The following is a 19,732-nucleotide window of genomic DNA, read 5'->3' as shown; positions in this document are numbered from 1 at the left end:
ACAGGACAAGAGAATATTGAACGGGGTGGAAAGATGCATATGATGTTTGAAAGTAAATGGTACCGCGCCTTATTTTGGGCGCTGACGATCTTCCTGGTCATCTGGGTCGGGACACAGATCTCATTCGTGTTCGAACCGGTGAAAGTCATTTTGGCACTCGTCACCGTACCGCTCATTCTTGCTGGACTATTCTTTTATTTTCTCGTCGGCATCGTCGACTATTTGGAGAAGCGCTCCGGGAAACGCGGCGTCTCCGTCGCCATCACGTTGACGTCGCTTCTGCTCATTATCACAATCGTCTTCAGTGTGCTCGGCCCGCTCCTCGTTGAGCAGGTGACGTCACTTGTGAACGCATTACCGAGTATCGCGAAAGAGCTGCAAGTGCAAATCTTCGCCGTCCGTGACTCGCTCATGGAAAATGAGTTCTTGTCACGATTCGTCAACGAGAACGACGATATGTTCACGGAGTTCACGAACAACGTCACGGCGTACCTCGGAGACATCTTCGGAAACGTCGCCTCGTCGGTCGGCCGTCTCGTCGGATTTATCACATCGGCTGTCATCACGATCGTCGTCATTCCGTTCATGCTCATCTACATGTTGCTTGATGGAAAGCGTCTTCCGGACTCGATCGTCAAGTGGTTGCCGAAGAGCTATGAGTCAGAGACTCGTAAAATTTTGAACGACATGCACACGACGGTTAAAAACTATGTGCATGCGCAACTTCTCGTTGCCTTCTTCGTCGGGATCACATCGCTCATCGGGCTTTGGATCGTCGGCGTCGATTATGCGATCTTGCTCGCCCTCTTCATGATGGTGACGAACATCATCCCGTACGTCGGACCGTTCCTCGGTGCTGCCCCGGCCGTCGTCGTCGCCTTCATTCAAGAGCCGATCATGGCCGTTTGGGTCATCATCGTCATCATCATCGTGCAGCAGATCGAGTCGAACGTCATTTCCCCGCTCATTCAAGGGAAGTCGCTCAAAGTGCACCCGCTCACGATCATCATCGTCTTGCTCGTCGCTGGGAACCTCGCCGGTATCATCGGGATGCTCATCGCCGTGCCGACGTATGCGGTGGCGAAAGTCGTCGTCCAAAACATCGTCCGCATCTACAAACTGCGGGAGCAAAAGCATTACTTGGAAGCGGAAGAAGAGAAACAGGAAAGCACGATCATCACAGATTCTTCGACACTCAAATGACTGAAAAAGTAGAAATGGCATCTTTGTCCGTTTCTACTTTTTTTCGTCACAAAAAGTTCTTATTTTATTTCAATAAAATCAAACAGAAGATTATAGTTACCAGATAAGAACTGTTATAATGTACGGTAGAGATTGATTATAGAAGAGACAACCGTCGGTGGATTTTGGATGAGGGGAAGAGGTACATGCATATTGTCGTCGTTGGACTAAATAACAAGACAGCCCCTGTCGCGATTCGGGAGCAGTTCTCGTTTGGGGAGCAAGAAATCGTGGACGCGATGATTGCACTTCGCGAAGAGAAAAGCATATTTGAATCGGTTATTTTGTCAACTTGTAACCGGACGGAGCTATACGTCGTCACCGACCAGCTCCACACAGGTCGTTATTATACAAAACGTTTTCTAGCGAATTGGTTCGACCTTGAGATGGACCAGTTCACACCTTACTTGTCGATTCGTGAAGGGGAAGAGGCGATCCGTCACTTGTTCCGCGTCACGTCGGGTCTCGACTCGATGATCATTGGGGAAACACAGATTTTAGGACAAGTGAAATCGAGCTTCTTCCGTGCCCAAGAGAACGGCACGACCGGCACGGTGTTCAACAAATTGTTCAAAGAAGCGGTCACGCTCGCCAAACGCGCCCATACGGACACACAAATTGGGGAAATGTCGGTATCGGTCAGCTCGGCGGCGGTCACGCTCGCGCAAGAGATGTACGCGTCGCTTGACGACAAACAAGTCGTCGTCGTCGGCGCCGGCGAGACGGGCGAATTGACGACGCTCAACTTGTTCGAGGCCGGGGCGAAACAAATCGCCGTCTTCAACCGGACCGAGAGCAAGGCGAAAGCGGTCGCCGACAAGTTCAAAGGCCGGGCCCACTCGATTCGCGAAATCGCCTGCGGACTGCTCGACGCGGACATTTTGATCAGTTCGACGGGCGCGAAACAAGCCGTCATCGAATATGATGATGTGGCCGCGGCGCAACTGTTGCGCCGGGAACGTCCGCTCCTTTTAATCGACATTGCTGTACCGCGAGATATCGATCCAGCGGTCCGTGCGCTTCCGGGCGTGCATTTGTTTGATGTGGATGACTTGAACGGCATCGTCAATAAGAACTTGGCGGCCCGCCTCGTCGAAGCGGAAAAGATTGAAGTGAAGATCGACGAAGCGATCCAAGAGTTCCAGACATGGCTCGTCACGCTCGGCGTCGTGCCGATCATGAACGAGTTGCGTGCCCGCGCGCTAAACGTTCAAGAAGAGACGATGGAGAGTCTCGAGCGCAAGCTCGACCATCTGTCGGACCGGGACAAAAAAGTCATCGGCAAACATATGAAGTCAATCATCAATCAGATGCTTCGTGAACCGATCGACTATATTAAAGACGCCGCCGCCCAGCCGGATGCGAACACGCGCATCGCGCAGTTCGTCGAAACGTTTGGGCTCGATGTCGAGTTACCGGAAACAGAGATGGAACACGAGATGGAAGAAACCGAGGCCATTTCGGCGAAAGCACCACTTCGCGCATTGATGCGCTAACACAATCTTAAGGCGACGAGGTCCGTCGCCTTTTTCTATGAAGGGGATAGTATGATGCGTAAAATCATTGTCGGCTCACGCCGTTCACAACTTGCGATGACACAGACGAAATGGGTTATCGAGCAACTGAAGAAAGCCGGAGCGAAAAACGAGTTCGAGATCAAAGAAATCGTGACGAAAGGTGACCAAATCGTCGACGTCCAATTATCTAAAGTCGGCGGCAAAGGTCTATTCGTCAAAGAGATTCAACAACAGATGCTCGAAGGCGGCATCGACTTCGCCGTCCACAGCATGAAAGACGTCCCGGCCGAGTTGCCGGAAGAGCTTTACATCAGCTGTATGCCGAAGCGCGTCGATGCGCGTGACGTCCTCATCTGTGAGAACGGCTACACGTTCGAGACGCTCCCGCAAGGTGCCGTCATCGGAACGAGCTCGCTCCGTCGCGGGGCGCAAATGCTCGCGGCGCGCCCGGACTTCGAGATCCAATGGATTCGCGGGAACATCGATACGCGCTTGAAGAAGCTCGAGACCGAGAACTTCAACGCCATCTTGCTCGCCAAAGCCGGACTTGAGCGGATGGGGTGGACGGACCGTGTCGACTTCGAGGCGCTTGACGCCGACATGATGGTCCCGGCCGTCGGTCAAGGCGTGCTCGCCATCGAGAGCCGGAAAGATGACGCTGAAGTGACGGCGATCCTCCAACTTCTCCACGACGACGTGACAGCGAAAGCGGCGACGGCGGAGCGGACGTTTTTGAAGGCGATCGAAGGGAGCTGCCACGTACCGGTCGGCGGTTATGCGACGGTCGACGGGTACGACGTGACGCTCACCGGGCTCATCGCCTCGGTCGACGGAAAAGAAGTGCTCCGGGTGACGAAGACGTCGACAGACGAGATCGCCCTCGGTCAAGATGTGGCAGACGACCTTCTTGGTCGCGGCGGGCGTGAGATTCTCGCCTCGGTCAATGTGTGACGTCTGGTACACAGGGACAAAACGATTGACCGCTTCGCAACGAGCCACGCTCGAGGCGAGCGGTCTTTCCGTTCATCACGTCCCGCTCATCGAGACGAGATTGACCGATGCGCCACTACCGACACGCTCGTTCGATTGGCTCGTCGTCACGAGTCAAAACGCCGTGCCAGCGCTGTCGGATGTCCCGCGTGACGTCCAGGTCGCCGCTGTCGGCGAGAAGACGAAACAAGCGCTCGAGGCCGTTGGATTTACCGTCTCGCTCATGCCGAAGACGTATACGGGCGAGGCGTTGTTCCACGATTTGGCCCATGTCGTCAAACCGGGTGAGACCGTCTTGTTCGCCCGGGGCGACTTGGCGAACACGGACCATATGGGACAGCTCGGACACGTCGTCGACTGGGTCGTCTATGAGACGGTCGGTCGTGAACTGACGGAGACAGAAGCCGAGGCGCTCGGACGAGTCCAGGTGCTCCTCGTCCTCAGTCCGTCGGCCGTCCACGCGCTCACACCTTATCTCGAGCGCTTCCACGGGACGTGGTACGCCATCGGTGAAGTGACCGAGCGCGCCGTCCGACAAGTGTCGACGTTACCGGTCCGGGTACCAGAATGTTATACTATGGATGCATTAATACAGTGTGTAGGGGAGGATTTTTCATGAACCAGTTCGACCGTCACCGTCGCCTTCGTTCATCGAAGTCGATGCGTGCACTCGTACGTGAAAACCATGTTCGGAAAGAAGATTTGATTTACCCGCTCTTCATCATCGAAGGGACGAATATTAAACGCGAAGTCAGCTCGATGCCTGGCGTCTTCAACTTCTCGCTCGACCGTCTCGAGGACGAGATCAAAGAGATTGTCGACCTCGGCATCCAATCGGTCATCTTGTTCGGTGTGCCTGAACATAAAGACCCGGAAGGTACGGAAGCGTATCACGACCACGGCATCGTCCAAGAAGCGATCCGCAAAGTGAAAGCGTGGGCGCCAGAACTCACGGTCGTCGCCGACACGTGCCTATGCGAATATACGTCGACGGGCCACTGTGGCATCGTGAAGAACGGTGACGTCGATAACGACGCGTCACTGCCGCTTCACGTCCAGACGGCGATCACGCAAGCACAAGCCGGCGCTGACATCATCGCGCCGAGTTCGATGATGGACGGCTTCGTCGCGTCGATTCGGGAAGGGCTCGATCAAAACGGGTTCAGCCATATCCCGATCATGAGCTACGGCGTCAAATACGCATCGGCGTACTACGGACCGTTCCGTGACGCGGCGCAGTCGGCACCGGGTGAAGGTGACCGGAAAGGCTATCAAATGGACCCGGCCAACCGTCGCGAGGCGTTCCGGGAGTCGCAATCGGACGTCGAGCAAGGGGCGGACTTCATGATCGTCAAACCGGCGCTCGCGTTCATGGACATCATCCGTGACATGCGCGACTCGCTCGATATGCCGATTGTGGCGTATAACGTGAGCGGGGAGTACGCGATGATCAAAGCAGCGTCGATGAACGACTGGGTCGATGAACAACGCATCGTCATGGAGACGATGGTTGGCTTCAAACGGGCCGGCGCCGATCTCATCATCACGTATTTCGCTAAAGACGTCTGTCGCTATTTGGAAGGAGACTACGCATGACCTACAATCAAACACGCTCAGAAGCGGCGTTCGAACAAGCACGTCCGCTCATGCCGGGCGGGGTGAACAGCCCGGTCCGTGCCTATAAATCAGTCGGGATGACACCGATCTTCGCCGAACGCGGTGAAGGCTCACGTGTGTACGACATCGACGGCAACGAATATATCGACTACGTCCTCTCTTGGGGACCGCTCATCCTCGGTCACCGTGACCCGGTCGTGACGAAAGCGATCCAAGAGCAGGCCGAGAAGGGCTGGACGTTCGGGACACCGACCGAGCTCGAGACGAAGATGGCGGAACTCGTCATCGACCGCGTCCCATCGATCGAGATGGTGCGCATGGTCAACTCGGGCACGGAAGCGACGATGGCGGCACTTCGCCTCGCGCGCGGCTACACGGGCAAGACGAAAATCTTGAAGTTCGAAGGCTGCTACCACGGTCACGGCGACTCGCTCCTCATCAAAGCGGGATCCGGTGTCGCCACACTCGGTCTCCCGGACTCACCAGGCGTGCCGAAAGAGCTCGCGAGCCACACGCTCACGGTGCCGTATAACGATTTAGAAGGCGTCCGTGTCGCGTTCGAGAAGTACGGCGACGACCTCGCCGGCGTCATCGTCGAGCCGGCTGCCGGCAACATGGGCTTCGTCCCGCCGCAACCAGGATTCCTCGAAGGACTTCGTGAGATCACGGAACAACACGGCGCGCTCCTCATCTTTGACGAGGTCATGACCGGTTTCCGTGTCGGCTACAACTGTGCCCAAGGCTACTTCGGCGTGATGCCGGATTTGACGTGCCTCGGGAAAGTCATCGGCGGCGGCCTTCCGGTCGGTGCGTACGGTGGGAAACGCGAGATCATGGAACAGATTGCGCCACAAGGGCCGATCTATCAGGCGGGAACGCTCTCGGGCAACCCGCTCGCGATGATCGCCGGCTACACGACGCTGTCGCAACTGAAGCCTGAACATTACGCGGAGTTCGAGCGCAAAGCCGACCGTCTCGCCGAAGGCTTCACGAAAGCGGGCGAGAAGTACAACATCCCGCACGACACGAACCGTGCCGGGTCGATGTTCGGCTTCTTCTTCACGAATGAGAAAGTGACGAACTTCGAGAAGGCGAAATCGGCCAACCTCGAAATGTTCCGCTCATACTACCGGAAGATGGCGGCGCGCGGCGTGTTCTTGCCACCATCACAGTTCGAAGGCTTGTTCCTCTCGACCGTGCATACGGACGAGGACATCGAGCAGACGATCGCGGCGGTCGAAGCGACGTTCAAAGAGTTGCAAGAAGAGTTTTCACTCTAATCTTGACGGAAACAGCTTCTGTCGCTACAATTGTTTAACAGATACGAACAAAAGCTACGATGAGGAATAGTACGCAACAAACATCCTTTCTCAGAGACGCGGCCGCTTGGTGCGAGGCCGCGAAGGATGGTGCGGAAGTCGCCTCGGAGCTGACCTTTTGAACGCGAGTAGAGAGGTCCGGTCCATCGACCGTTATTCGATTTTGAGGGCGCCAACGTGTTTGGCGAACTAAGGTGGTACCGCGGAAGATTCGGCTTCTTTCGTCCTTAGCGTATAGGACGAGAGAAGCCGTTTTTGTGTTTACATTTTATAGAGGGGGCATTACACATGGCCAACGAGACAAACGAAATCACCATGCCGACGAAGTACGACCCGAGTGCGACGGAAGCGAAATGGTACGACTACTGGTTAGAGAACGACGTATTCAAAGCAGACGAGGACGACTCGAAAGAGCCGTACACGATCGTCATCCCGCCACCGAACGTGACAGGAAAACTTCACCTCGGACACGCGTGGGACACGACGCTCCAAGACTTATTGACGCGCTTGAAGCGCATGCAAGGCTATGACGTGCTCTGGCTCCCAGGGATGGACCACGCCGGCATCGCGACACAAGCGAAAGTCGAACAGAAGCTCCGTGAGGACGGCATCATGCGTTACGACCTCGGTCGCGAGAAGTTCCTCGAGAAGACGTGGGAATGGAAGGATGAGTACGCCGACACGATCCGTGCCCAGTGGTCAAAACTTGGCCTCGGCCTCGACTACTCGCGTGAGCGTTTCACGCTCGACGAAGGACTCTCGAAAGCGGTCCAGGAAGTGTTCGTCCGTCTGTATGAGAAAGGCATGATCTACCGCGGCGAGTACATCGTCAACTGGGACCCGGCGCAGAAGACGGCCGTCTCGGATATCGAAGTCATCTATCAAGAGGTCGAGGGCGCGTTCTACCATATGAAATACCCGCTCGCGGACGGCTCAGGCCACATCGAGATCGCGACGACGCGTCCGGAGACGATGCTCGGTGATACGGCCGTCGCCGTCAACCCGAAAGATGAGCGTTACGCGCACCTCGTCGGCAAGACGATCATGCTTCCGGTCATGAACCGTGAGATTCCGATTGTCGCCGACGACTACGTCGACATGGAGTTCGGTACAGGCTGCGTGAAGATCACGCCGGCACACGACCCGAACGACTTCGAGATCGGGAACCGTCACGAACTCCCGCGCGTCCTCGTCATGGACGAAGGCGGCAAGATGAACGAGAACGCAGGCAAGTACGAAGGGCTCGACCGCTTCGAATGCCGCAAGCAACTCGTGAAAGATTTAGAAGCGGACGGCACGCTCGTCAAGATCGAACCGCACACGCACTCGGTCGGCCACTCGGAACGTTCAGGCGCGGTCATCGAGCCGTATCTTTCGAAACAGTGGTTCGTCGACATGGAGCCGCTCGCGAAAGCGGCGCTCGAAGCACAAGGACATGACGACACGAAAGTCAACTTCGTCCCAGAGCGGTTCGAAGGCACGTACCTCCGCTGGATGGAGAACATCCGCGATTGGTGCATCAGCCGTCAACTTTGGTGGGGACACCGCATCCCGGCTTGGTACCATAACGAGACAGGCGAAGTATACGTAGGAAAAGACGCACCCGCGGACAGCGAGAACTGGACGCAAGACGAAGACGTGCTCGACACGTGGTTCTCGTCAGCGCTCTGGCCGTTCTCGACGATGGGCTGGCCGGACACGGATGCAGCAGACTTCAAACGTTACTTCCCGACGAGCGCGCTCGTCACGGGTTACGACATCATCTTCTTCTGGGTATCGCGCATGATCTTCCAATCGCTCGAGTTCACAGGGAAGCAACCGTTCAACGACGTCCTCATCCACGGTCTCATCCGCGACTCGGAAGGCCGCAAGATGTCGAAGTCGCTCGGTAACGGCGTCGATCCGATGGAAGTCATCGACCAGTATGGTGCCGACTCGCTCCGCTGGTTCCTCCTTACCGGTTCAACTCCAGGGAACGACCTCCGCTTCTATTGGGAGAAGATCGAGTCGACATGGAACTTCGCGAACAAGATTTGGAACGCGAGCCGTTTCGCTCTCATGAACATGGACGGCATGAAGTTCGAGGATATCGACCTCTCAGGCGAGAAGACGCTTGCCGACAAGTGGATCCTCACTCGTTTGAACGACACGGTCGACCAAGTGACACGTCTCGTCGACAAGTACGAGTTCGGCGAAGCCGGTCGCTACCTGTACAACTTCATCTGGGAAGAGTTCTGTAACTGGTACATCGAGATGGCGAAACTCACGCTCTACGGTGAGGACGAGGTGGCGAAAGCGACGACACGTTCAGTGCTCGCACATACGCTCGACTCGATCATGCGTCTCATGCACCCGTTCATGCCGTTCCTCACAGAGGAGATTTGGCAACACTTGCCGCACGAAGGCGACTCGATCGTCCGTGCGAGCTACCCGACACGCCGTGACGACCTCCACTTCGCGGAGTCGGTCCCTGCGTTTGAGGCGGTCATGAACGTCATCCGCTCGGTCCGTAACATTCGTTCGGAAGTGAACGCGCCGATGTCGAAACCGATCCAACTCTTCATCGCGACGAGTGACGACACGACACAAGGCTACTTGAGCGAGAACGAGGCGACGATCGGCAAGTTCACGAACGCGACCGAGCTTGAAATCGCGCGTGGCTTGACGGCTCCAGACAAGTCGATGTCGGCCATCATGACGGGGGCAGAACTGTTCATCCCGCTCGCTGACTTGATCAACTTCGAAGAAGAAATCGCCCGTCTTGAAAAAGAAGTGGCGAAGTACGAGAAGGAAGTCGAGCGCGTTCAGAAGAAACTCGGCAACCCAGGCTTCACCGGCAAGGCGCCGGCTCATGTCATCGACGAAGAGAAAGCAAAAGAAAAAGACTACCTCGACAAACGTGACGCGGTCCGAGCCCGTTTGGAAGAGTTGCGTAAGTAACACCTTGACCTTCTTTGGAGACGCGTTCTCCGAAGAAGGTTTTTTTGGAGTCACAATAGCTTAAGCTGTGGGATGTAAACGCGAAGAACCCCCGACGTCAATAGTGACGTTTGGGGGTTCTTCGCTTTAGCCAGACGATGTAGAGGCCGATGGCGGTAATCCAAAGAAAATGCATGTAGAGCGAATCGGTCAGCCCGACCCGATACAGATGGACGAGATAGACCGCATACAGAAACACGGCGATGAGCATCAAAATGAAATAGACGATTCTCATTCGTGATCACTTCCGTCCCACGCTGGCAACTGTTTGGTCAACAGGAAGTACGATGAGGTGAATAAGGCGCCGAGCGCAAGCCCGGTCCATTGGGGCTGAATCGCTTGCCCAATCAATAAGAGGTAGAGACTATATACCGTGTAGGAAGCCGAAAGGATGAGAAACATCAATGCGGCAATTGTGACCTTCATTTTGTTTCCTCCCATTCAAGCTCGTTCAAATGTTTCATGAACTGAAAAAACGAAACGATTAAGAAAAACACGGGCATGGACCAAACCCAGCCGCTATGAAACGGACCTTGCCACAGCTCGAGCGAGATGAGGCAGGCGAAACCTAACGAAATGAGTGAAGCGAGTAAGCGCATAGTTATCTCCTTTCTAAATGAGATTCAAATTATGATGGACGACTTTAAAGCGTTCGCAGATGAGATTCATGTCCTCAGTGAATGAAAGTTGATAGGTTTTAAGCAAGTCGGTAAAAAATAGCTCATGCGCATTCCACCACTCTGTATAGTCGCCTTCGCCCTCTGCTAACGCAAATTCTTTGGGAACTTGATTCATCGGCTGGATGGTGACCTCTGTCGTTTGAATGACAGCGACAGGGTGATCGGACGCATCAAGAACGATTGCATATTGTCCGACATAGGGAAGGGCTTCATTTTCAATTTCATATAAAACATGGGCAGAACATGTTGCTGTTTTCTGACCTGTCGTCACAAGTGTGGCTAAATAATTTGCATCTGCACCGAATTGAAACGCTTCAATATCATCGGGATGGAGCGATGGATTCTGTTCCAAGAATCGATTTCGATATAAAGTAGTCTGTTCATTCATGTTTGGTGACCCCTTTCCTACTCCTTTCATTTTTTACGAAAGAGTCAAACAAAGGTTTCAAAAAATCCATCCCGCGATAGCGGAATGGATCATGTGCCACAAAACGTCTGATACGGATACGTCCGCGGTGGACCTGGCGAGACGTAGCGTCCGTTGTCCGCTTCATAATCGTATGGCTCTCGGAGTACGGCGAGCAGTGACTCGGTCGGTGCGAAGTCACCGCGAGCGGCCGCTTGAATCGCCGTCTCGACGTGATGGTTGCGCGGGATGATGGCCGGGTTATGCTGACGCATGAGTCGGGTCACATCTTCATCCGGAAGACCTTGTTCCCCAAGGCGTTTCCGCCAAGCGGCGAGCCACGTCTTGCCGTCGTCACGGTTGGCGAAAGCGAGCGATTCCATGTCACCGAGCGTGAGCGCGCGGAACGTGTTCGTGAAGTCCGCCTCGCTCTCCATCATCAGGCGAAGTAATTCGTCCGTAAGCGCATCGTCTCCGTCTTTTCGGACGTACAGCCCGACCTTATGCGCGAGTCCCGTGAAGTATGCTTCTTTATACGTCTCGGTATACCCATCCAACAGCTTATTGGCGATGTCGATCGCTCCTTCTTGCGTCTCGGCGATGAGCGGTAATAGCGTCTCGGCCAGACGCGCCAAGTTCCACGACCCGATATACGGCTGATTTGCGTACGCGTAGCGGCCTTCCCGGTCAATCGAGCTGAAGACGGTGTGCGGATGATACGTGTCCATGAACGCGCACGGGCCGTAGTCGAGACCTTCACCGCTGATGAACGTGTTGTCCGTGTTCATGACGCCGTGGATGAAGCCGACGAGTTGCCAGTCGGCGATCAGCTTCGCCTGGCGCGTGATGACACGACGGAGGAACTGTTCGTAGCGGTCCGGCTTTCCTTCAAGGTCAGCGTCGTGGCGACGAATCGCGTAGTCAGCGAGCGCGATGACGTCATCGATTGAACCGGCTGCGGCCGCGTATTGGAACGTCCCGACGCGCAAGTGACTCGAGGCGACACGCGTCAACACGGCGCCGTGCTCCGGGCGTTGCCGCATGACAGGCTCTCCGGTTTTGACGACACTCAAGGCGCGGTTCGTCGGGATGCCGAGCGCGTGCATCGCCTCACTGATGATGAATTCCCTAACCATCGGACCGATGGCGGCTCGTCCATCGCCGCCCCGAGAATATTCGGTCGGGCCCGAGCCTTTCAATTGGACGTCAAACCGTTTCCCGTTCGGAGCGATGTGCTCCCCGAGCATGAGGGCGCGCCCGTCTCCGAGCATCGTGAAGTGCCCGAACTGGTGTCCGGCATACGCCTCGGAAAAGGATGTATCGGTCTGAATATTTCCGGCTAACAGGGCGACGTCCTGCTTCACCGCCTCGATGTCGAGCCCGAGCGATTTCGCAAGGTCGTCATTAAACAAGACGAGCTCAGGTGCTTCGACCGGGTGGACCGGTCCACGATCATAAAATATGTCACGGAGTTCAAGGTACGTCGCCTCGAAATTCCAATTGGTTGTCATCGCAATCCCTCCTTCTTCGCCTCGAGTATAGCACAGCCGATTCCTTACGTAGGGCTTCGCGAATTTTGGTAAGATGAAAAGGAAGTGTACATATAGGAGTGGATGGAGATGGAGACGAGACAAGACGTATTGAATTGGTTGAACAGACAGCTTCGGTTCGGGATTAAGCCGGGGTTGACCCGAATCGAGTGGATGCTAGAAAAGCTCGGGATCGAGGAGTTGCCGTCGGTCCACGTCGCAGGCACGAACGGAAAAGGGTCGACCGTCGCCTTTTTGCGAGCGATGGCGATGCAGGAGGGCTTGAACGTCGGGACGTTCATCTCGCCGTACATCATCCAGTTCGAGGAGCGGATCATGTTGAACGGGGAGCCGATTCGGGAGGACGACCTCGTCCGCATCGCGAACCAGGTCCAAGATTGTGCGAGTGCGTCACCAGAGACGTTGACCGAGTTCGAGCTGCTCACGGTGATGGCGTGGCTCTATTTCCACGAGCAACAGCCCGACCTCGTCATCTGGGAAGTCGGGCTCGGGGGTCGGCTCGATTCGACGAACGTGTTGAAACGGCCGCTCGCGACGGTCGTCACGTCTATCGGGCACGACCATCAAGGCATCCTCGGTGACACGCTCGAAGAGATCGCGCTCGAGAAGTTCGGCATCATGAAGCGAGGTGTGCCGATGTTCCATAGTTTGACGGATGAGCGGTTGATCGGGTTGCTTGACGAACGAGGAGAGGCGATGGACGCCCCGATTCATGACGTCACATCACTCGTCACGTCGATCGAGGACGGGCGCGAAACGGTCGTGACATATGACGGTTTGCTTCCGGTGACGCTCGGATTGACCGGACACCATCAAGCGTATAACGGGGCGTGTGCCGTCGCCGTCGCGCGCCATCTCGGATGGGGAGGAGCGGCGATTCGGTCAGGGCTTGAGACAGCTCAGCATCCAGGTCGATATGAGCTCGTGTCGAAGACGCCGCGCATTGTGCTCGATGGGGCACACAATGCGGAAGGGGTCGCCGCACTCGTCGAACAGTTGCGGATTGAAGACGACGTGACGATCCTCGCGGCCATCCTCGCCGATAAAGACCGAGCCAGCATGGTGGCGTCGCTTCAAACGGTCGGAACAGTGTACGAGACGACGTTCGATTTCCCGCGGACACGGACGAAAGAAAGTTTGATTGAGGACGGGGCCGACTATGTCGACTGGAAACTATGGCTCAACCGTTGGGTGAAGAATCCGAAGTCGAAGACGCTCGTCGTGACGGGGTCGCTGTACTTCATCAGTGAAGTAAGAACGTATTTCCAAGGTTTGCAAAAATGACCTTGTTTTCCATCCATTTAAAGCGTATGAATGAGTATGAGAACGTATGTCTTAATCAACTCATATCCCAAGGAGGAAACGCACCATGGTCAGTCAGCGAAGATTGAAACGACCCGTAGCGGCATTCGTCGCAATCGTCTTCTTAACATCACTCCTTATTTCGACTTTATTTGAAGTTTATACGACCGTATCAGCTAATACTTCTATCAAACCAGTCATTTTGGAGTTAACGGATATAGCGAAATCAAATGAGAATACAATTGATGTGAAGGAGAAAATCGCCTCACAACTAAACCTAGGTTCTGGATATACTGTTCAGACGATGACGATGAAACAGTTCAACGCCTCCCGAGAGGATTTGTTAGGGAAATATGACGCTGTCGTCTTTGGTCCTTCACGGGCGACGGATAGCCAAGAGAAATACAGCGCAAAAACGGTTAAGTACGATTCCAACTTAAGTGGGTTCGATAATATAAGAGCAGTAACGAAAGAGTCGCATAACACGACCGTGTATGATAATGACATTACAGCGTTGAAGGTGCAACAACTTCAACGTGAGCTTCTTGCGAACGGCGTTCCGGTATTGCTTCATGAGGACGTGTTTGCCACAAAAAATAATACAGTAAAAAAATTTAATCTGTTAAAACCAACTAATGCTGTTGTGTTTAAAACAATAGACGAGGCAAGAACGGTATTGAATACATTTTTTAATATGTATGAGCCAAATAAAGTCAAACAAGTCGTGATGAAGCAAGGAACGAAGACATTGACGTCATTGGTCGATGTGAAATCGACAACTTCAATCGTTCCAGCTGAGCGCGGTAAGGAAATCAGATTTGAGTACACTCTTGAGAACGCTCCTTCGTCCAATGCGACGGTCGAATTGTACATCGACCTAGACAGCAATGACCGATTCACTCCGAACGAATGGGTCGAAACATTGCCTGCTAAGCAAGCTGGATCAATCAGCTATCGTATCGATGCGCCTAGTTACACGAGCCCGCGATACTGGAAGCTCGTGTTGAAAGATCCGAGTGCCCGCACCTATTCTTATCAGACCGGCCGTTTTTTGTTGAAAGATGAGAAGGCGGTAGCTAACGTTCTGCAAGTTACGTCGGATATGACTCAAAACGCAACTACAGGAAAGTTAAGCGATACTTTCGTAAACAATCAGATGTTAAGTCATAGTGATCTTTATTCATTTAATTTAGAGACGATTAGTTACAAAGAATTAATTGACAAAGTATGTGGTAACAAAATATCCACTAATCAAAAATGGTTTTACAGTAAAGATTTAATTATCTTCGGTTTTAATGATACTTACATCTCTACTCTTAATGACGATTGTGTTCATCCAGAATTGATAAAATTTATGGATCAAGGTCGTGGCGTCATGTTTACGCATGACATGTTATATCGGACCGAGACGAGCGGTCAATTTAAAGCAACAAACAGTTGGGAATCAAATTTCGCTTCCCGTTTCGCGACGCGTGAATATACGAACATGGGGATTTATGCGCAAAATCCCTCGACATCGGTCATTCAAACGGCTACCGGTTTATTCACTGAATATCCGTATAAGTTGAGTGCGAGCACTGGTACGACAAAAAAAGTTAAGACAACACACAACCAATACTTCTCACTCGATTTAGAAAATGAGGAATTGACGACCTGGTTCAACTTGGTCGGTGACAACCGTACAGTAGGCGACAGCGCAAACCATTATTATATGTATACGGTCGGCAACTTGACGTATTCTGGGGCGGGTCATGTCCAAACGTTTAATGAGCAAGATGAGAAAGAGATCTTCGTCAATACGATGTTCCGTGCTTTTATCGGATCAAACCATGCTCCAAAGATTGATGTACTTGCACCGGTCATGAACGAGTCGAAGAAACGGACCGTATATGACATCGAACCACTCTACTTGTCGTGGAAGTCCATCGACTATGACTTTGCAGACCAATTTTTAGATACGCGCGTCCTTGTCGACGGAAAACAAGTGTTTCCGAAAGAAGATGGGAAGTTCGCTAGCGTACGAAACGATGAAGCGACCGGTTTCTTTTATGACCATAAAGCCAAGGCCGGGTCAACGTTGAACGTTCGAATTGAAACGAAAGAGCAACGTGCGAAGGGAGCTATCACCTCCTCTGAGACATTTACGGTCGATGTACTTGCTTCAGAAGAAGCAGCATTCGTCTCTCGTACGATCAGTCCGTTAGTGACCGAGATGGGCAATCAAGTCACACTCGCATACAATATTAATCAGTCTGTCCCGTTCATTCAGTCGCCAAACGGAAATGCTTATAAACAATTCTCTTGGACGATTAATGTGGAAGACGTCATTCCGACAGGTTACGCGGTCGTCCCGAGCACATTACCGAACGGTTGGAGAGTCGATGGGAACAAAGTGAGTGGCTCTTTCACGAGTCAGTGTCTCATTGAAAAGGGTGATCAGACCTGCAAAGTGAATGATACGAAAGTGGAAGTGAAATTAACGGCGACGAAAGTCGGAAATTACTCGTTCGATAAAGGTAAATTTAACTACGTATTTGACGCAGAACACAATTCAAACGGAACAGATAAGCATGATGTGCAAAAACGAGGATCCGGGAACTTATCAGCCGTCAATACGACTATTCTTGAAAAAGAGATTGAGCAACTACGACTCACTGGACCAATTTATTTGAATATTAATGAGGTGCGACAAATTGCGCCGGCCATCACACCAGTTACATCTCGGAAGCTTGATTTACGTTGGCGTGTCGGCTCAGATGTAGTCGAGTTATCACCGAGTTATGTCAATAACAGCGCGACATTGAAAGGATTAAAACCTGGAAAATCGACCGTTCGTGTGGAGTACACGTCACCGGTGACTGGAAAAACGATTCAATCGAATGAAATCGACATCATCGTCGACGATCCACCGACACAGTTTGTTGCGAACAGCTTGAAGTTGCTCGTTGGAGAAGATGGGACGATTCAACCGACAATTAAGTCAGTGAATGAAGATTACCGGAATTTCCGATTTGAGGTCGTCTCTGGTCAGAATGTCATCACTGTCGTCGAAGGAACAAAGCAGACGCTCAAGGTGAAAGGTAGCACTCCGGGAACGGCGCAAGTGAGAGTGTCGCTAATCAATCAACCAATCACACAGTCTGTTATCCCTATTTTAGTAAACGTTGAAGTCGCATTGCCGACCCTCAGTATTTCTCCATCACAGACAACCTTATGGGTGTACCGCGACAAATCCGGGGCAATGGTTCGACAAGCGAGAGAGTTGACCATGACGCAGAGCGGAGCCGTTAAACTACCGATCTCTTGGACACTGCCTGTTAACACAAAAGAAGTGACGCTTGAAAATCCAACACTCGATCGTGTGACTGTTCGAGCCGTTCAAGGACCAGGAACGTCGAACCGTTCCATTCCTGTCAAAGGGACCCTTGAACAATTCACATCGCAACAAGTGACCGCATCGATTGAAGTCAAAGAATATCCACAAGATGTTCTTGCCCCGAACATCGAGCTGTATATGGAAAACTCTCCATACACATATGAACCGGTCTTCTTGCCGGCGACGGCAAACATTCGAGGGTTTGGAATGAGAGTGGCCGAAGGTACGGATGTCGTGGAAGTGGTCAATCAGACGAAACTCCGACTTAAAAAACCAGGACTGGCCAAAGTTCAAATTGCGACCGAAGACGTCAGTCGCTTCTTCTCGAACGATCAAGGACCGTCCATCGTTTATCGCGAATTTTATGTCCGCGTCCGGGAAGGCAATGATCCGAACCCAGGCACGCCAAATGATGCAGGAGATTACTATTGATGAAATGGAAAGTAACCATACTCGTTGGGATATTATTGTTCGCCGGACTCAGCGCCTCGGGATATATGTTGTATCAAAAGCAACAAGTCGAACATACGATGGTGGATGGTGATGTGGAGCGGTTAGAACGAATTCTCAATCGCCCGCTCGTAAGTGTGGACGATCGATGGATGAGTGAGGCGGTCGAGCGATTCGATGTCAACACAGCGATTGTCTTATATGAACAAGGTGGAAAGTTATCCGACGAGCAGTGGGTGTACCTCGCTGACTTGATGACGTTCGAACAATTTCAACGTACTGTTGAGGCTGGGGCACCGCTGAATGTGGCGCTCCCGTCTCAGACGTTACTCGAGGGACTGTACAGTTTGAACGATGAACCTGAAAAGTGGCAGCTCGCACATGAGCGAATCGACTCATCTTTTTTAAACGAACATCCGAACGTGTTGGTTCGTGCGATTCATGATGGGAACTCGGAAGCATTCATCGATTTAATCAATCGGATGGATGAAGCGGCCATTCCCTTTGACACCGTAGAGCAACTCACTATGGAACAAGACCAACAACTCATGCTCGAGGCACTGCAGCAAAAAGGATATGGATCAAACTAAAACAAGGACAATCCGTCGCGGATTGTCCTTGTTTGTTGACTTTATCGAAGTTGAACCGGATTGCTTACGAAAAATTGAAGTTGGTTCGTCACTGGCAACGTGTTCAACTGGTTGAAGACAGCATCGTTATACGAGAGTTTAAGACGAGATAAGGTAGCATCATGGCTCGCAGTACGGCTGTCGAAATATGCTTCAGGCGTCAACAGATCGTCTTCACTAAAAGAGCCGCGGAAGACGTTCACAACCATTGGCCCCTTACTATAAAGTCCACCGTTAATTTCAAGCGTGGATCCAACGGCATAAACAAAAGTTGTGTCGCTGGAGTCACTATAAAGAAAAGCCTGCAACGTCGTAGAGGTCGACTCGAATTCATTGATACGATTCAACAAAATTTGTCCTTTTGATAATAAAATCAACGAGTTTCCTTTCGCCTCATCGATTGGCAAAATGTTAGCTCGATCGATGAACGTATTGCCTAGCGTGTAGACGGTTGAAGCGAACGAGACATTACCTCGAATCGTTAAATTGCCTCTCACAATTAAAGGGCGCTCGATGGTAAGCTGATTTGTCGATTCGATTACGACGTCACCGTCAAAAAGAAGTGGGGCCGTTTGCGTAGCAATCGATTCTGTCACATACATCGGCCGATCTGAGAGGCTTGGCGGTGGTTTAATGATGGTCGGTTTTAAAAAACCGTTATAGACGCTAGCCGTCACATAAGAGGTTGGGCGCTCAATGACAGTCAATCCATCTTCGCTAAGGACTCGTTCAACGTTAAATGCTTGATCCGTTGACGCAATCATATTCTCCTCAAAAATAGTTTTACTTACATCTGTCGTATATGCGAGCGTGCGGTCCACGTGACGATTCACAAACTCGATAATGGAGTACTCGTATTGAAACGGCGAGAATTGACTCTTCGAGATGCCATAATCAGCCGTTTCACTAACAATTTCTTTGCCTGAAGTGAAGTAATCGTTCGCTGCGCAAGTCGAACAGTTGGCCGGATTCGATAAATCGATTCGTCCATCTAGATGAAACATGCTAGACGGCACGTTCGGCAGCAGTCGTTTTTCCCCGTTTAACTGATACTCAGCGGTTCGATTGAATGATAGTGGGCCACCCGAATAAATATTCCCTTTCACGGTGGGCATCCCGTTGACGGCTAACTGCTGGTCGGAGCCGAGTACGTAGTATAAGAAAGAGGGCAACGCCGTCAAATAAAGGTCTTGCGTGTACTCGACGGATAAGAGTGGTTGCTCGGGATTCAGCTGGCGGCTCGCAACGACATTCACTTGCAAAATCTTTGTGAAAGGAGCTGTCTCAAGCAGGTTTGTGGCTTCGTCTTGTTTAAGGCGGATCGAGTATGTGATAGTACTGTCGCTCGTTTCAGCTAACGATTCAAATGGCGAATTTACTACGAGCACGTCTTGAATCGCGCTATCGAACGCGGCCTCTGATGCCATATGCTCAGGTACGGTTTGTGCGTCATGGAGTGGGAATTTGTTGCGAACGTCTGCCGCAATCAAGTTGAGGGCGCTTTTCGCATCCTCGTTCAACTGTGTATCTTCAGTTCGGATGACGGTCAGTTTGTTCGTCACGAGGTTCACCTGCATCGCGGCGAGCGACAGCACCGCTAGTGCTGCCATCGTCACGAGGACAAGGACGAGCACGTATCCCTCTTCACGTTTTTGCATGCGGATGGCCTCCTTTC

The 19,732-nt window shown here is 52.4% G+C and carries 15 protein-coding genes and 1 other annotated feature; of the genes, 10 read left to right on the top strand and 5 right to left on the bottom strand.

Annotation, left to right across the window (positions count from 1 at the left end; translation table 11 throughout):
- Positions 1 to 33 precede the first annotated feature (33 nt).
- From P398_RS0113095 to P398_RS0113065, 7 genes are all read left to right on the top strand, one after another.
- Positions 34 to 1,203, top strand: coding sequence for an AI-2E family transporter (locus tag P398_RS0113095; RefSeq protein WP_024369836.1), 1,170 nt, complete (start codon positions 34 to 36; stop codon positions 1,201 to 1,203).
- Between the two features lie 185 nt (positions 1,204 to 1,388).
- Positions 1,389 to 2,738 (top strand): glutamyl-tRNA reductase, encoded by a 1,350-nt coding sequence (gene hemA, locus P398_RS0113090; RefSeq protein WP_029335651.1) that lies wholly within the window; start codon positions 1,389 to 1,391, stop codon positions 2,736 to 2,738.
- 54 nt (positions 2,739 to 2,792) lie between these two features.
- Positions 2,793 to 3,710 carry a hydroxymethylbilane synthase gene (gene hemC, locus P398_RS0113085; protein ID WP_029335650.1) on the top strand — a complete coding sequence of 306 codons (918 nt, stop codon included), beginning with the start codon at positions 2,793 to 2,795 and terminating at the stop codon, positions 3,708 to 3,710.
- Positions 3,703 to 4,368 (top strand): uroporphyrinogen-III synthase, encoded by a 666-nt coding sequence (locus P398_RS0113080; RefSeq protein WP_029335649.1) that lies wholly within the window; start codon positions 3,703 to 3,705, stop codon positions 4,366 to 4,368. Before hemC ends, P398_RS0113080 begins: the two co-directional genes overlap by 8 nt.
- Entirely contained in the window at positions 4,365 to 5,345 is a 981-nt protein-coding gene (hemB, locus tag P398_RS0113075) for a porphobilinogen synthase (RefSeq protein WP_029335647.1), read from the top strand. Before P398_RS0113080 ends, hemB begins: the two co-directional genes overlap by 4 nt.
- Positions 5,342 to 6,646, top strand: a complete 1,305-nt coding sequence (hemL, locus tag P398_RS0113070) for a glutamate-1-semialdehyde 2,1-aminomutase (RefSeq protein WP_029335645.1) — start codon at positions 5,342 to 5,344, stop codon at positions 6,644 to 6,646. The genes hemB and hemL overlap by 4 nt, the downstream gene beginning before the upstream one ends.
- 47 nt (positions 6,647 to 6,693) lie before the next feature.
- Positions 6,694 to 6,917, top strand: a binding site (T-box leader).
- A gap of 56 nt (positions 6,918 to 6,973) precedes the next feature.
- Complete coding sequence (locus tag P398_RS0113065) at positions 6,974 to 9,625, top strand: valine--tRNA ligase (RefSeq protein WP_029335643.1); 2,652 nt, start codon at positions 6,974 to 6,976, stop codon at positions 9,623 to 9,625.
- Between the two features lie 97 nt (positions 9,626 to 9,722).
- On the opposite strand, the gene P398_RS16905 is transcribed toward P398_RS0113065, so the two are convergent.
- The 4 genes from P398_RS16905 to P398_RS0113040 all read right to left on the bottom strand — a co-directional run bounded on the left by P398_RS16905 (position 9,723) and on the right by P398_RS0113040 (position 12,261).
- Positions 9,723 to 9,899 (bottom strand): hypothetical protein, encoded by a 177-nt coding sequence (locus tag P398_RS16905; protein ID WP_160151240.1) that lies wholly within the window; start codon positions 9,897 to 9,899, stop codon positions 9,723 to 9,725.
- A complete protein-coding gene (locus P398_RS0113055; RefSeq protein WP_024369843.1) occupies positions 9,896 to 10,090 on the bottom strand; it encodes a hypothetical protein in 195 nt (64 codons plus the stop codon). The genes P398_RS16905 and P398_RS0113055 overlap by 4 nt, the downstream gene beginning before the upstream one ends.
- A gap of 186 nt (positions 10,091 to 10,276) precedes the next feature.
- Entirely contained in the window at positions 10,277 to 10,732 is a 456-nt protein-coding gene (locus tag P398_RS0113045) for an ASCH domain-containing protein (protein ID WP_029335641.1), read from the bottom strand.
- A gap of 89 nt (positions 10,733 to 10,821) precedes the next feature.
- Positions 10,822 to 12,261, bottom strand: a complete 1,440-nt coding sequence (locus P398_RS0113040; protein WP_029335640.1) for a protein adenylyltransferase SelO — start codon at positions 12,259 to 12,261, stop codon at positions 10,822 to 10,824.
- A gap of 108 nt (positions 12,262 to 12,369) precedes the next feature.
- Here P398_RS0113040 and P398_RS0113035 point away from each other — a divergent pair, with 108 nt between their 5' ends.
- The 3 genes from P398_RS0113035 to P398_RS0113025 all read left to right on the top strand — a co-directional run bounded on the left by P398_RS0113035 (position 12,370) and on the right by P398_RS0113025 (position 18,018).
- Positions 12,370 to 13,584, top strand: coding sequence for a bifunctional folylpolyglutamate synthase/dihydrofolate synthase (locus P398_RS0113035; protein WP_029335638.1), 1,215 nt, complete (start codon positions 12,370 to 12,372; stop codon positions 13,582 to 13,584).
- A gap of 85 nt (positions 13,585 to 13,669) precedes the next feature.
- On the top strand, positions 13,670 to 17,410 hold the full coding sequence (locus tag P398_RS0113030) for a DUF5057 domain-containing protein (RefSeq protein WP_147287413.1): 3,741 nt from the start codon (positions 13,670 to 13,672) through the stop codon (positions 17,408 to 17,410).
- Positions 17,410 to 18,018 carry a hypothetical protein gene (locus tag P398_RS0113025; RefSeq protein WP_029335636.1) on the top strand — a complete coding sequence of 203 codons (609 nt, stop codon included), beginning with the start codon at positions 17,410 to 17,412 and terminating at the stop codon, positions 18,016 to 18,018. Before P398_RS0113030 ends, P398_RS0113025 begins: the two co-directional genes overlap by 1 nt.
- Before the next feature lie 41 nt (positions 18,019 to 18,059).
- Here P398_RS0113025 and P398_RS0113020 read toward each other — a convergent pair whose 3' ends face one another.
- A complete protein-coding gene (locus P398_RS0113020) occupies positions 18,060 to 19,715 on the bottom strand; it encodes a hypothetical protein (protein ID WP_029335635.1) in 1,656 nt (551 codons plus the stop codon).
- Positions 19,716 to 19,732: the final 17 nt, after the last annotated feature.

This window comes from Exiguobacterium aurantiacum DSM 6208 (assembly GCF_000702585.1).
Lineage (GTDB): Bacteria > Bacillota > Bacilli > Exiguobacteriales > Exiguobacteriaceae > Exiguobacterium > Exiguobacterium aurantiacum.
This window is presented reverse-complemented; position numbering and strand designations above follow the sequence as displayed.

Excerpts from the sequence above, each read along its gene's own strand:
- P398_RS16905 (WP_160151240.1), bottom strand. The coding sequence starts at position 9,899 with ATGAGAATCGTCTATTTCATTTTGATGCTCATCGCCGTGTTTCTGTAT.
- P398_RS0113035 (WP_029335638.1), top strand. The coding sequence starts at position 12,370 with ATGGAGACGAGACAAGACGTATTGAATTGGTTGAACAGACAGCTTCGG.
- P398_RS0113040 (WP_029335640.1), bottom strand. The coding sequence starts at position 12,261 with ATGACAACCAATTGGAATTTCGAGGCGACGTACCTTGAACTCCGTGAC.
- P398_RS0113055 (WP_024369843.1), bottom strand. The coding sequence starts at position 10,090 with ATGAAGGTCACAATTGCCGCATTGATGTTTCTCATCCTTTCGGCTTCC.
- P398_RS0113045 (WP_029335641.1), bottom strand. The coding sequence starts at position 10,732 with ATGAATGAACAGACTACTTTATATCGAAATCGATTCTTGGAACAGAAT.
- hemA (WP_029335651.1), top strand. The coding sequence starts at position 1,389 with ATGCATATTGTCGTCGTTGGACTAAATAACAAGACAGCCCCTGTCGCG.
- P398_RS0113030 (WP_147287413.1), top strand. The coding sequence starts at position 13,670 with ATGGTCAGTCAGCGAAGATTGAAACGACCCGTAGCGGCATTCGTCGCA.
- P398_RS0113020 (WP_029335635.1), bottom strand. The coding sequence starts at position 19,715 with ATGCAAAAACGTGAAGAGGGATACGTGCTCGTCCTTGTCCTCGTGACG.
- P398_RS0113095 (WP_024369836.1), top strand. The coding sequence starts at position 34 with ATGCATATGATGTTTGAAAGTAAATGGTACCGCGCCTTATTTTGGGCG.
- P398_RS0113080 (WP_029335649.1), top strand. The coding sequence starts at position 3,703 with ATGTGTGACGTCTGGTACACAGGGACAAAACGATTGACCGCTTCGCAA.
- P398_RS0113065 (WP_029335643.1), top strand. The coding sequence starts at position 6,974 with ATGGCCAACGAGACAAACGAAATCACCATGCCGACGAAGTACGACCCG.
- hemB (WP_029335647.1), top strand. The coding sequence starts at position 4,365 with ATGAACCAGTTCGACCGTCACCGTCGCCTTCGTTCATCGAAGTCGATG.
- hemL (WP_029335645.1), top strand. The coding sequence starts at position 5,342 with ATGACCTACAATCAAACACGCTCAGAAGCGGCGTTCGAACAAGCACGT.
- P398_RS0113025 (WP_029335636.1), top strand. The coding sequence starts at position 17,410 with ATGAAATGGAAAGTAACCATACTCGTTGGGATATTATTGTTCGCCGGA.
- hemC (WP_029335650.1), top strand. The coding sequence starts at position 2,793 with ATGCGTAAAATCATTGTCGGCTCACGCCGTTCACAACTTGCGATGACA.